Source organism: Streptomyces sp. NPDC001406 (assembly GCF_042895285.1).
In the GTDB taxonomy this organism is placed as follows: domain Bacteria; phylum Actinomycetota; class Actinomycetes; order Streptomycetales; family Streptomycetaceae; genus Streptomyces.
In genome coordinates this window covers 201,186-213,285 of sequence record NZ_JBIAWG010000001.1, presented here as the reverse complement: position 1 = coordinate 213,285, position 12,100 = coordinate 201,186, and the positions used below count along the sequence as shown (strand labels likewise).

Annotated in this window: 11 protein-coding genes, 1 tRNA gene and 1 pseudogene; 5 read left to right on the top strand and 8 right to left on the bottom strand. The window is 69.2% G+C overall.

Annotated features, from left to right (window positions below; translation table 11 throughout):
* Positions 1 to 9: 9 nt before the first annotated feature.
* The gene (locus tag ACFY1J_RS00970; RefSeq protein WP_390706783.1) at positions 10 to 1,368 is read right to left on the bottom strand and encodes a peptidoglycan-binding protein; all 1,359 of its coding nucleotides are present in this window, start codon (positions 1,366 to 1,368) and stop codon (positions 10 to 12) included.
* Positions 1,369 to 1,575: 207 nt separating this feature from the next.
* Here ACFY1J_RS00970 and ACFY1J_RS00965 point away from each other — a divergent pair.
* From ACFY1J_RS00965 to ACFY1J_RS00950, 4 genes are all read left to right on the top strand, one after another.
* A tRNA-Lys gene (locus tag ACFY1J_RS00965) sits at positions 1,576 to 1,649 on the top strand.
* A gap of 121 nt (positions 1,650 to 1,770) precedes the next feature.
* Positions 1,771 to 2,493, top strand: a complete 723-nt coding sequence (locus ACFY1J_RS00960; RefSeq protein ID WP_390706784.1) for a FadR/GntR family transcriptional regulator — start codon at positions 1,771 to 1,773, stop codon at positions 2,491 to 2,493.
* 304 nt (positions 2,494 to 2,797) lie between these two features.
* A complete protein-coding gene (locus tag ACFY1J_RS00955; RefSeq protein WP_390706785.1) occupies positions 2,798 to 4,762 on the top strand; it encodes a glycosyltransferase family 2 protein in 1,965 nt (654 codons plus the stop codon).
* Positions 4,759 to 6,696 (top strand): galactose oxidase-like domain-containing protein, encoded by a 1,938-nt coding sequence (locus tag ACFY1J_RS00950; protein WP_390730349.1) that lies wholly within the window; start codon positions 4,759 to 4,761, stop codon positions 6,694 to 6,696. Before ACFY1J_RS00955 ends, ACFY1J_RS00950 begins: the two co-directional genes overlap by 4 nt.
* Positions 6,697 to 6,776: 80 nt before the next feature.
* Here the strand turns inward: ACFY1J_RS00950 and ACFY1J_RS00945 are convergent, their stop codons facing one another.
* Positions 6,777 to 7,775: a glycoside hydrolase family 6 protein gene (locus ACFY1J_RS00945; RefSeq protein WP_390706787.1), complete on the bottom strand. Its 999-nt coding sequence runs from the start codon at positions 7,773 to 7,775 to the stop codon at positions 6,777 to 6,779.
* Between the two features lie 71 nt (positions 7,776 to 7,846).
* Here ACFY1J_RS00945 and ACFY1J_RS00940 point away from each other — a divergent pair, with 71 nt between their 5' ends.
* On the top strand, positions 7,847 to 8,086 hold the full coding sequence (locus tag ACFY1J_RS00940) for a hypothetical protein (protein ID WP_390706788.1): 240 nt from the start codon (positions 7,847 to 7,849) through the stop codon (positions 8,084 to 8,086).
* Positions 8,087 to 8,330: 244 nt separating this feature from the next.
* On the opposite strand, the gene ACFY1J_RS00935 is transcribed toward ACFY1J_RS00940, so the two are convergent.
* From ACFY1J_RS00935 to ACFY1J_RS00910, 6 genes and pseudogenes are all read right to left on the bottom strand, one after another.
* Entirely contained in the window at positions 8,331 to 8,996 is a 666-nt protein-coding gene (locus ACFY1J_RS00935) for a class F sortase (protein WP_390730348.1), read from the bottom strand.
* Positions 8,997 to 9,010: 14 nt separating this feature from the next.
* Positions 9,011 to 9,559 carry a hypothetical protein gene (locus tag ACFY1J_RS00930; RefSeq protein ID WP_390706790.1) on the bottom strand — a complete coding sequence of 183 codons (549 nt, stop codon included), beginning with the start codon at positions 9,557 to 9,559 and terminating at the stop codon, positions 9,011 to 9,013.
* Between the two features lie 107 nt (positions 9,560 to 9,666).
* The gene (locus tag ACFY1J_RS00925) at positions 9,667 to 10,446 is read right to left on the bottom strand and encodes an HAD-IIA family hydrolase (protein ID WP_363295359.1); all 780 of its coding nucleotides are present in this window, start codon (positions 10,444 to 10,446) and stop codon (positions 9,667 to 9,669) included.
* A 143-nt stretch (positions 10,447 to 10,589) separates the two neighbouring features.
* Entirely contained in the window at positions 10,590 to 10,946 is a 357-nt protein-coding gene (locus ACFY1J_RS00920) for a hypothetical protein (RefSeq protein WP_390730568.1), read from the bottom strand.
* 100 nt (positions 10,947 to 11,046) lie between these two features.
* A pseudogene (locus ACFY1J_RS00915) lies at positions 11,047 to 11,420 on the bottom strand (ABC transporter ATP-binding protein); the annotation flags it as partial.
* Positions 11,417 to 12,100 carry a phosphonatase-like hydrolase gene (locus ACFY1J_RS00910; protein ID WP_390706791.1) on the bottom strand — a complete coding sequence of 228 codons (684 nt, stop codon included), beginning with the start codon at positions 12,098 to 12,100 and terminating at the stop codon, positions 11,417 to 11,419. The pseudogene ACFY1J_RS00915 and the gene ACFY1J_RS00910, both read right to left, overlap by 4 nt.

The following is a 12,100-nucleotide window of genomic DNA, read 5'->3' as shown; positions in this document are numbered from 1 at the left end:
CGTTCCGGGTCATGAGAAGAGCCGCCGCCAGGTCTCCGGGCCCGGATAGCCGTCCGCCGCGCCGCCCCGCCACCCCTGGGAGCGCTGGAAGGCCTCGACCGCCCGCCGGTCCGCCTCGCCCCAGCGCGGTCCCGGCCCGGTGGCGTAGAAGGAGCCGAACCCCTTCTCGACCAGCCGCTGCCCCAGCTGGGTGACGTACTCGTTCTCCTCCCCCGGACGGAACAGGTTCCGGCCGGGATAGCCGGGGACGCCGTGCGAGGCGGGCCGTCCGGCGGTGCCGGCCGCCGCGGGTGTCTTGGCCGTGCCGCCCGCCGCGGCCGGGATGTTCTTGCCCTTCCCGGTCGTCAGCAGGTCCCAGGTGACCGGTCCGGGCAGGCCGTCGGCGGCCGCCCCCGTCCAGCCCTGGGCCTGCTGGAACGCCTGGGTCGCCCGTCGGTCCGCATCCGACCAGACGGGGCTCGGGCCCTTGGTGTAGTAGGCGCCGGCGCCGCGGGCGATCAGCATCCGGCCGAGCTGGGTGACGTAGTCGTTGTTCGCCCCGGGGCCGAAGAACTCCGCTCCCGGGTACGGCACCGCCTTGGTGGTACTGGCCGGTTCCGCACCTGCCGCGGTCTTGGTCACTCCCTTGTACCGGTAGGGGACGTACCGGTCGGAGTTGCTCCAGTAGGCGTAGGGGGTCGACTGGCGGCGCGCGTGCGGGGGTGTCTGTTCGTAGGCGGTGTAGTAGGTGTGCGTGTAGTCCGTCCAGCCGCCGAAAATCACGACGTGCGAGCCCTTCTCGGGGTTGTCGGGATTGTGGAACAGCAGGATGTCGCCGGGCTGGAGTTCCTCCTTGGCGATCTTCACCCCGTACTCGCCGAGGCTGCCGGTCCATTCGTTCCCCGGCAGTCCCCAGGCCATGGAGACATAGCCCGAGCAGTCCTGCCGGTAACCGTCGGACCAGTAGTCCTCCATGCTGTACGGCACCTTCGCGGCGATCCAGGTCTTGGCTCGGTTGATGATGTCCGTACGGGTGGTCGCCGGGGCGTCGGCCGGGGAGACGGGCCCCGCCGGTTTCCCGCGGGGGCCGTGCAGCGGCGCTCTGCCGCCCTGGGGGGTGTCGGAGTCCCCGCCCTGCGGGGTGTCGGCGCCGCCGTCCGCGGGGACGCCGGGCCGGTGGGGGGCATGGGAGGCGGTGAGGGCCATGGCCGGCTGGCCCGCGCCGACGGCGGCGGACGCGGCGGCGGCCACGACCAGGGCGCGCCGGGCGGCCGGGTGACCGCCGAAGCGGCCGGCGAGAGGATGCGGGCCCACCCGCCGCCAGTGGACGCATCCGGGGCATTCGCAGTCGCTCACGGGATCGAATTCCTCGAATACCGGAGCCACCATGCGATTCCCCTCACATTCCTGATTCAAATGTCCGCAAATGTGCACATTGCACAGTTTCCCAACTGTCTTCCCGACGCGCATGTTGACGGTCCGAATGATGTACGGCCGCCCGAGCGCCCCCTCGGCGGCGCGGAGGGCCGGAGCTGGGACCTCCCCTGTTGGTCGGGAGCACCCCTGGAGGTCGGGTAGAGTTCTCGTTGTCAGCAGGCGCCGCTAGCTCAGTTGGTTAGAGCAGCTGACTCTTAATCAGCGGGTCCGGGGTTCGAGTCCCTGGCGGCGCACCGACCGGAAGGCCCCCTCGCCATCGCGAGGGGGCCTTCCGCATGGCCGGGTTCCATGGCCGGGTTCTTTCGTATGGCCGGAACCGGGGCCTCCTCCCGATTGGCCGGATACCCTCTGGCCATGGCAGCCCGAGACCTGCAGGAGCGGATCAAGAAGCTCATCGTCGAGCGGCGGCTGCCCTCCGGGGCCCCGCTGCCGACCGAGCCCGAGCTGATGGTGTTCCTCGGCGCGAGCCGGAACTCGGTGCGGGAGGCGCTGAAGGCGCTCCAGGCGATGGGCATCGTCGAGATCCGGCACGGCTTCGGCACCTATGTCGGCCCGATGACCCTCGCACCCATGATCGAGGGCCTGGCCTTCCGCACGGTCGCCGGGCACTACCGGGGCGAGGACTCCCTGCTCCAGCTGCTCGAACTGCGCGAGGCGGTGGAGAGCGGACTGGTTGCCCGGCTGGCCGGACGACTGCCGGAAACCGACCTGATTGAACTAGAGGGTCTTGTCGTCCGTATGGAACAGGAGGCCGCACAGGGAGCCGGCCTCGCCGAGACCGACCGAGCGTTTCACGCCACCCTCTACCGAGGGCTGGACAACGTGTTGCTGAGCGAGGTGCTGGAGGCGTTCTGGGACGCCTTCCACCGCGTTCAGCGGGATCTGCTGGACGTACCGCAGGACCCGAAGGTCACCTGCCGCCAGCACCGGGAGATCCTGGACGCGGTCCGGTCCGGCGATTCCATACGTGCGGAGGAGGCCATAAGAGACCACTTCGGCAACATCCGTGCCCGCTTGTCAACGACCGACACGACTGATCCACAAGATCCCCACACACGCCACAATGAACGCGTATGACCGGTAAACACCGCGTTTCGCATCTTGCGATCATGCTGAACACCGTAGAACCCTGGTTGTTCAAGCTGCGGCGATTTCGCGGCACTTGGGGGGTAGGTAAGCGGTTGCCAGGTCTGCGGGGAGAAGGGGCCCCGTTCATGAACGGATGCCGAGGGGGGCATCATGCAACCGGAGGGTCGCAGTCCATGTCTATAAGGTGTGGAGAGCCTGTGGCCCATTTGACGCGACTGTGCGGGTCGAGGGGGACCTGACAGCCGAATGGAACCGACAGACACGCGGTGACCTGCGTGTGGGGGGATGACTCATGACGTCGACGCCGTCCGGCGCCCGACGGGAATTCGACCCGTCACAGACCACCCAGCTGAGGATGCCTTCGCACCGGACCGGGCAATTCCGCCGGATAAAGAAGACCCTGCCGAGATACGACTACGAGCATTACAGCCGGCTGGCGGGCCCCCTCACCCAACCGGACCCCAACAAGCCGTACAAGGTGCAGTACCGCTCCCTGCTCTCACAGGAGCCGCACCGGGTACGAGCCGCGCTGATGCTGGGCGCGGCCCCGCTGCTCTCACTGGTCCTGCTCGCCTGGCTGCTCCAGCCGGAGCACTGGACCGAACGCGACTACCCGGCCTACGACTTCCTGCCGGCCCTCGACGTCGTCATGCTCGTCTCGATCGGTCTGATCGAGTTCTTCCGCTGCATGAACGTGCTGTCGAACGCGCACGCCACCCTGGTCGCCCGCGACCCGGTCCCGGTCGTGCCCGAGACCGGCACCCGCGTCGCCTTCCTCACCTCCTTCGTGCCCGGCAAGGAGCCGCTGGAGATGGTGACGAAGACCCTGGAAGCGGCCGTGAAGCTGCGTCACCGGGGCCTGCTGCACGTCTGGTTGCTCGACGAGGGCGACGACCCGGCCGTCAAGGAGGTCTGCGCCCGCCTCGGCGTGCACCACTTCACCCGCAAGGGCGTCGCGCACTGGAACCAGCCCAAGGGCCCGCACCGCGCCAAGACCAAGCACGGCAACTACAACGCCTGGCTGGAGGCGCACGGCGACGAGTACGACTTCTTCGCCTCCGTCGACACCGACCATGTGCCGCTGCCCAACTACCTGGAGCGGATGCTCGGTTACTTCCGCGACCCGGACGTCGGCTTCGTCATCGGCCCGCAGGTGTACGGCAATTACGACACGTTCGTCACCAAGGCCGCCGAGTCGCAGCAGTTCCTCTTCCACGCGCTGATCCAGCGGGCCGGCAACCGCTACGGCGCCCCGATGTTCGTCGGCACCTCCAACGCCGTGCGCATCAAGGCCATCAAGCAGATCGGCGGCCTGTACGACTCGATCACCGAGGACATGGCCACCGGCTTCGAGATGCACCGCGCCAAGAACCCCGCGACGGGCAGAAAGTGGCGCTCCGTGTACACGCCGGACGTGCTGGCCGTCGGCGAGGGCCCGAACGCCTGGACGGACTTCTTCACCCAGCAGATGCGCTGGTCGCGCGGGACGTACGAGACGATCCTCAAGCAGTACTGGAAGGGCTTCTTCTCGCTGCCGCCCGGCAAGCTCTTCAACTACACGATGATGATCATCTTCTACCCGATGTCCGCCCTCAACTGGATTCTGGCCGCGCTGAGTTGCGCGCTGTTCCTGGGCCTGGGCGCCTCGGGTGTGAACATCGACCCGACCGTGTGGCTGATGCTCTACGGCAACGCGTCCGCGCTGCAGATCGGCCTGTACATCTGGAACCGGCGCCACAACGTCTCGCCGCACGAGCCGGAGGGCTCCGGCGGTGTCGCGGGCATGGTGATGTCGGCGCTGTCGGCGCCGATCTACGCCCGGTCGCTGATGGACGCCGTACTGCGCCGCAAGAGCAAGTTCGTGGTGACGCCCAAGGGCGACTCGGCCAGCCCCGACACGCTGTTCGGGACCTTCCGGATCCACTGGTTCTTCATCCTGGTCTTCGGTGGTTCGCTCGCCGCCGGCTTCGTGTACGGGCACTCCCACCCCGCGATGATCACCTGGGCTGTCTTCGCCATGCTGATCACCGCCTCTCCGATCTTCGCCTGGCGCCACGCGCTGCGCCAGGACAAGAAGAAGCCCGCCGATCCTGTGGTCACCGAGCCGCAGGACGCGGTTCCGCCCCCGGCCCCGGCGGCCCCGCCGCCGCACGCTCCGCACGCGCCGCAGCAACGGCCGAGCTGGGCCGCCTCGAACGGGGGCAACGACCAGAACATGCAGATCGCGCTCGGTGGACTTGGGGGACGTAAGGAATGAACGACAGTGCCGGTCGCCGCCGCGCCCGCAGACTTGCGATAGGCACGGCGGTGGTACTCGCGCTGGCCGGGATGAACGGTCCTTGGCTGTACCGCTTCGGAACCGAGCAATACCACCAGTACAAGATCAACAGACCCGAGTACAAGGCCGAGAACGGCCACTGGGACATCATCGAGTTCCCCAAGGAGTACCGCCAGGACACCATCCACGCGGCGCTCCTGCACACGGGAAAGGTGCTGTTGATCGCGGGGTCGGGCAACAACCAGGACAACTTCGACGCGAAGAAGTTCGACACCCGCATCTGGGACCCGGTCAAGGGCACCATCAAGAAGGTGCCGACGCCCGCCGACCTGTTCTGCACCGGCCACACCCAGCTGTCCAACGGCAATCTGCTGATCGCCGGCGGCACCAGGCGGTACGAGAAGCTCAAGGGCGATGTCACCAAGGCCGGCGGCCTGATGGTGGTGCACAACGAGAACCCGGACAAGCCGATCACGCTGCCCGCGGGGACCAAGTTCACCGGCAAGGAGAACGGCAAGACCTTCGTGTCGAAGGACCCGGTCCTCGTGCCGCGCGCGAAGAAGGTCTTCGACCCGGACACCGGCGCGTTCCTGCGCAACGACCCGGGTCTCGGCCGTATCTACGTCGAGGCGAGGCAGAGCGGCTCCAAGTACGAGACCGGCACCCAGGACAACTACCGGGTGCAGGGCCTGACCGGCGCCGACGCGCGCAACACGTACGGCATCGCGCAGAAGCTCGCCCTCGACAAGAAGGACTTCCAGGGGATCCGGGACGCCTACGAGTTCGACCCGGTCGCCGAGAAGTACATCAAGGTCGACCCGATGAACGAGGCCCGCTGGTACCCGACGCTCACCACCCTGAGCGACGGCAAGATCCTCAGCGTCTCCGGCCTCGACGACATCGGCCAGCTGGTCCCGGGCAAGAACGAGATCTTCGACCCGAAGACCAGGAAGTGGACGTACACGCCGAAGATCCGGCAGTTCCCGACCTACCCGGCGCTGTTCCTGATGCAGAACGGGAAGATCTTCTACTCCGGTTCCAACGCGGGCTACGGCCCCGACAACGTGGGCCGCGACCCGGGCATCTGGGACGTGACCACCAACAAGTTCAGCAAGCTGCCGGGGCTGAGCGACGCGGGCGAGATGGAGACCTCCGGGACCGTGCTGCTGCCTCCGGCGCAGAACGAGAAGTACATGGTCATCGGCGGCGGTGGCGTCGGCGAGTCCAAGCTGTCCAGCAACAGGACCCGGCTGATCGACCTGAAGTCCGCGAACCCCAGGTTCGTGGACGGGCCGACGCTGGAGAAGGGCACGCGCTACCCGCAGTCCTCGGTCCTGCCCGACGACAGCGTGCTGGTGTCGGGCGGCTCGGAGGACTACCGGGGCCGCGGCGACTCCAACATCCTCCAGGCGCGGCTCTACCACCCGGACAGCAACAGCTTCACCAGGGTGGCCGACCCCCTGGTGGGCCGGAACTACCACTCCGGGTCGATCCTGCTGCCCGACGGGCGGATCATGTTCTTCGGGTCCGACTCGCTGTACGAGGACAAGGCCAACACCAAGCCGGGCAAGTTCGAGCAGCGCATCGAGATCTACACGCCGCCGTATCTGTACCGGGACTCACGGCCGTCCCTGTCGGGCGGACCACAGACGATCGCGCGCGGCGCGTCGGGGACGTTCACCTCGCAGCACGCGTCGACGATCAAGAAGGTCCGACTGATCCGCCCGAGCGCGTCCACGCATGTGACGGACGTGGATCAGCGCTCCATCGCGCTGGACTTCAAGACGTCCGGAAACAAGATCACTGTGACGGTGCCGAAGAGCCGGAATCTGGTGCAGTCCGGTTGGTACATGCTGTTCGTCGATGACGACCAGGGCACGCCGTCCAAGGCACAGTGGGTCAAGGTTCCGTAGAAGCAGCACACTTGGGGGCGCCCTCCGACGGGGAGGGCGCCCCTTGGGCTACGTGCCGGTAATTACCGGCTGTTCGCCGGCTACTTGCCGGCGTTCGCAAGCTTGAGTGCGTACGTCGGCCACCAGGCTCCCGCCTTGGGGCCTCCCTTGCACTGGCCGTCGGACTCCCCCGGCCGCTTGACCCACAGATACGCATCCACCAGCGAGTCCGCCGTCTTCGTCGTCGGCGCCTCCCCCAGCGCCCGGCCCGGCGGGTTGCACCAGCGCTCGTCCGGGTCACCAGCCGTGTAGGGGCCGTTGCCGTTGCGGCTGGTGTCGATGACGAAGTGCTTGTTGCCGACCTTCGCCGAGAGCTGCTTGCCGTAGGCGATGGAGTCCTGGGTGGAGTAGAAGTTGGAGACGTTGAGGGCGAAGCCGTCGGCCTGGTCGATGCCCGCCCACTGGAGGGGCTGGAAGATCTGGTCGGGGTGGCCCCAGCCCGCGTTCCCGGCGTCCAGGTACACCTTGGTGTTCTTCAGGGACTTCAGCTTGGCGATCGCACCCTTGAGGAGGTCGTAGCGCTCCTCGTGGAACTCGTCCGGGGTGCAGCCGTTCACCAGGTGCAATATGGCGTCCGGCTCCAGGACGACCATCGCGGAGCGGTCGCCGATGCCCTTGGCCACGCCGTCGATCCAGGCGCGGTAGGCGTTGCCGTCGGCCGCGCCGCCCTGCGAGTACTGGCCGCAGTCGCGGTGCGGGATGTTGTAGAGGACGAGCAGCGCCGTACGGTCGGACTTCTCGGCGGCCTCGGTGAAGCCCTGGGCCTCCTGCTCGGGGTTCTCCGGGCCGATCCACTCCCCCGTCGGCTGCTCGGCGATCTTTCTGATCTGCTCGGCGTCGTCCTTCTTGCCGTCCTTCTCGTAGGCGGCGACCTGCCGGGCCGCGTTGCCGTCCGGGTTCACCCAGAACGGGTCCACGCCCTTGGGCTGTTGGGTGATCTTCGCACCCTGACCGCCGTCGTCCCCTCCGTCCCCGGAGGAGCATCCCGCGATCAGCAGTCCCGCCCCGAGCACCACTGCGGCCGCCCTGCTGCCGTACATCCAACTCCCCCTTGGGTGCACCGTTCCAAGGGTCAATCGTGACATACCCGCCGCTCCGGTCACGAGATCGCATGGGCCTTGTCGGAGACCTGTTACAGCCCGGGGTGCCTGGGTGGGCGCGCCTGGGCCGGTTCGGCGTACGGGGCTCGGCGGACGCCGGCAGCCGGGAGGACATCGCGCTCGACCTGCCTGCGGCGCAGCACGGCGGCGGGCCTTGCTTCGACAACTACGGTTCCGGCAGACCGGTCCCGCCGGTGTCGGTCCGGGCGGCGCTGTCCAGCGGCCTGGCGCAGTGTCACCTGCGGGGATGACGGAGAGCCACCAGGTTGGGACTTCCCGTCAACTTCCTCTAGGCCCAGGGGTGTCATCCGTTCTAGAGTCGTTCCATCCGGTCCCGGCCACCGGCCGGATGTGCACCCACCGGGGTTTCCGGACCTCCCGCGCCGGTCGCCGGGTTACTCCCGCAGCCCGCGCGAGCGCGGTCGAGGACCTGCCCGGTCGGCGGCTTCGGGGGGAGCGAGCCGCCGGCCGGGCCAGGTGCCCGGGTCGGGGCGCCTACGGTCCCGTGCCGGTGAGGTACGCCGACACCACCACGTTGGCCGTGTAGTGGTTGGTCGCCCGGTCGAAGCTGCCGCCGCAGGTGATCAGTCGCAGCTCGGCGCGGCCCGCCTGCCGTGGTCCGTAGGCCTGGCGGGCGTCGAAGTCGTCGCGGGGCAGGACCTGTACGTCGTCCACGGTGAAGTCGGCGACCTTGCCGTCGGCGCGGACCACCCGGACCGTCTCGCCGGGCTGCATCGTGCTGATCTTGTAGAAGACGGCGCGCCGGGTCGTGGTGTCCACGTGCCCCACCATCAGCGCGGTGCCGGCCGCCCCGGGTTTCACCCCGGCCGCGTACCAGCCCACCACTCCCGGCTGGTCGAAGGGCGGCGGTTCGATCGCCCCCTGCCGGTCCAGGCCTCGGCCGACGACCGGCGCCTGCACACCCAGTTCGGGGATGTCGATGCGCTGCGGCAGCGCATCCCCCAACGGCTCGGCCGCGGGCGGGAGTTCCGCCCCGGCCGGCCGGCCCACCGCGGCGATGTCGCCGGTCGCGGCACCGGAGGTCCCCTGCGGTATGCCGGTCAGCTCGCGGCCCCACAGCCACAGGCCGAACAGCAGCACGGCCCAGGCCGCACAGGTCACGAGCCGCCCGGTCCCGGTGGATCCCGCACCGTCGGACATGGTGACCTGCGCCCTCAGCCCGCCTCGCGGCTCCGGCGGGCACTGCGCAGCCCGACGGCGACCGCGGCGAGTCCGGCGAGGACGAGGCCGACGACCGCGTGGGCGGTGCCAGGACCGTCCGCGTGGGCGTCCACGGAGGCGAAGTGCGCGGTGCCGCCGCCGCCCGCGTCGACAGGGGCGACGGGTGAGGCGGCGAGGGAGGAGAGCGGGTCCGGCTGCGACGCGTCCTGCGACGACGACCCGGCGACGGTGAGCCTGCCGTTGACCACCGAACCGGCGCAGGTGACCTTCACGTCGTACGAGCCGGGCCGGGCCGCCGAGCGGACCTGTGTCTCGCCGGCCAGCGCGCCGCCGACGCCGACCAGCCGTGCGTCGGACACGAACGCCGGCGAGGCGGCGGTGCCGGACGTCCCGCCGCAGCCGCTCACCCGCAGCGCCACTGCGGCGCCGGGGGCCGGGGTCGACGGGGTCACGGAGACTCCGCCCTCCGCCGCGTGGGCCGTCGGAACGAGAGCGGCGGCGGCCAGGAGTCCTGTACAGAGAGTGAGGCGTAGTGAGCCCATCGTGAAACCTCCAGATATCTGGAGACTCCCCCCACGGGCCCACCGACGCATCTTCCAGGGGCCTTCTACTACTCCGAACGGGTTGGTCCAGGTTTCGAACCCACGTCTCAGACCCGGTCGACCAGCTCCGCGATCGAGTCCACGATCTCGGACGGCCGGAACGGGAAGCGGTCGACCTCCGCCGGCTGGGTGACACCGGTCAGCACCAGGAAGGTCCGCATCCCGGCCTCCAGGCCCGCGAGGACATCGGTGTCCATACGGTCGCCGATCATGGCGGAGGTCTCCGAGTGGGCGCCGATCGCGTTCAGCCCGGCCCGCATCATCAGCGGGTTGGGCTTGCCGACGAAGTACGGCTTCTTGCCGGTCGCCGCGGTGATCAGGGCCGCGACCGAGCCGGTGGCGGGCAGGGCGCCCTCGACGGAGGGGCCGACGTTGTCGGGGTTGGTGGCGATGAACCGGGCGCCGTCGTTGATGAGCCGCACGGCCTTCGTCATGGCCTCGAAGGAGTACGTCCGGGTCTCGCCGAGGATCACGAAGTCCGGCTCGTGGTCGGTCAGGATGTAGCCGACGTCGTGCAGGGCGGTGGTCAGACCCGCCTCACCAATGACGTACGCGCTGCCGCCGGGCCGCTGGTCGGCGAGGAACTGGGCGGTGGCCAGCGCGGACGTCCAGATGTTCCCCTCCGGCACGTCCAGCCCCATGCGGCGCAGCCGGGCGTGCAGGTCGCGCGGGGTGTAGATGGAGTTGTTGGTGAGCACGAGGAACGGCCTGCCGGACTCACGCAGCTTCTTCAGGAAGGAGTCGGCGCCGGGAATGGGGACACCCTCGTGGATGAGCACCCCGTCCATGTCGGTGAGCCACGACTCAATGGGCTTGCGGTCTGCCATGTCTTGCGTCTCCTGGCGTACGTACGGTCATGAGCTGGGGGCGCCGGAACCACGGCGTACCGACGCCCCCAGCCTAATCAGCCCTGCCAGATACGGACCCCGTCGATCACGCGGTACCGGCGAGACAGCCGCGGCAGAGCCGGTCAGCTGCCGGTGGCCGACTTCCAGTCCTCGACGTACGACGTGAGGTTCTCGTCGATGTCGTTCCAGTCCGGGGTGAAGATGTCCACGCCGTCCATCAGCCGGGCGAGCGCGACGGCGTTGGCGTCGGCGGCCTTGACGTCCGAGCGGGCGCTGAAGCCGCCGCCGATCTCGCTGACCTGCTGCTGGGCCTTCCGGCTGAGCATGTAGTCGAGGAGCTTCCTGCCGTTCTCGCTGTGCGGGGCCTTGGTGACCAGGCCGGCCGCGTAGGGCAGCGCGAACGTGGTGGGCCTGCCGCCCTGCTTCGCCGGGAACCAGATGCCGAGGTCGGGCATGTCCTTGGACTGGGCGTAGTTCATCTGCACGTCGCCGTTGGCGACCAGCAGTTCGCCCTTGTCGGGCGAGCTTGCCGGTGGAGGCGGACGGGCCGACGTTGTTGGCCTGGAGCTTCTTCAGATAGGCGAGGCCGGTCATCTCCAGCGCCTCGGTGACCCGCGTCCGGATCCCGGCCGTGGCGACCTTGCGGCCTTGAGCCCGAAGGCCACGTTGTCCTCGACCCGCATGTGCGGGAACAGCGCGTACTGCTGGACGACCATGCCGATGCCGCGCCGGTGGGGCGGCAGGTCCGTCACGTCCCGGTCCCCGAGGAGGACCCGCCCCGAGGCGGGCCGTACGAACCCGGCGACCGCCCGCAGAGCGGTGGTCTTGCCGGAGCCGGACGGCCCGAGCAGGGCCATCACCTCGCCGGGCTCGACGGTGAGGTCGAGGGAGTCGAGGACGACGTTGCCGTCGTAGGCGACCGTGACGGAGTCGAAGCGGATGCCGCTGCTCATGTGAGCACTCCGGGCAACCCGCCCACGGAGTCCAGCACATGGGTCGCTCCGGCCGTGCGCAGCGCGTCCGCGCCGTGCGCCCCGGTCAGGACACCGGCGACCACGCCCGCGCCCGCGCGTACACCGCTGAGCATGTCGTACGAGGTGTCGCCCACGACGGCGATCTGCCGCACATCGTCGGCGGCCGCCGTACGGAGGAACGCGGCGAGGACCATGTCGGGATACGGACGGCCCCGGCCCCCGGCGTCGGCGGGGCACAGCGTGAGCGGCACCAGGTCCTGCCAGCCGAGCGCGGCCAGGATCGCGTCCTGCGTGGTGCGCGCGAAGCCGGTGGTCAGCACGACCGTACGACCCTGCGACCTGAGCTCCTCGATGGTCTCTCGCGCACCGGGCAGGGCCGCGACCCGGCCCGCGTCGACGAGTTCCGCATACGCCGCCTCGAAGGCCTTGTTGGCCTCCTGTGCCCGCGTCTCTTCCCCGAACAGATGCCGGAAGACGGAGATCTTGGACTCGCCCATGGTGGCGCGGACGTAGTCCACCATCGAGTCGGGATCCGCGCCGAGGTGCCGCGCGGCCGCCGCGAAGGCCTCCTCGACAAGCCCGCCGTCGGCGACGGTGGTGCCGGCCATGTCCAGGACGACGAGCCGGATGTCGTTGTTGTCGGTGTTCTGCGTGGTCAA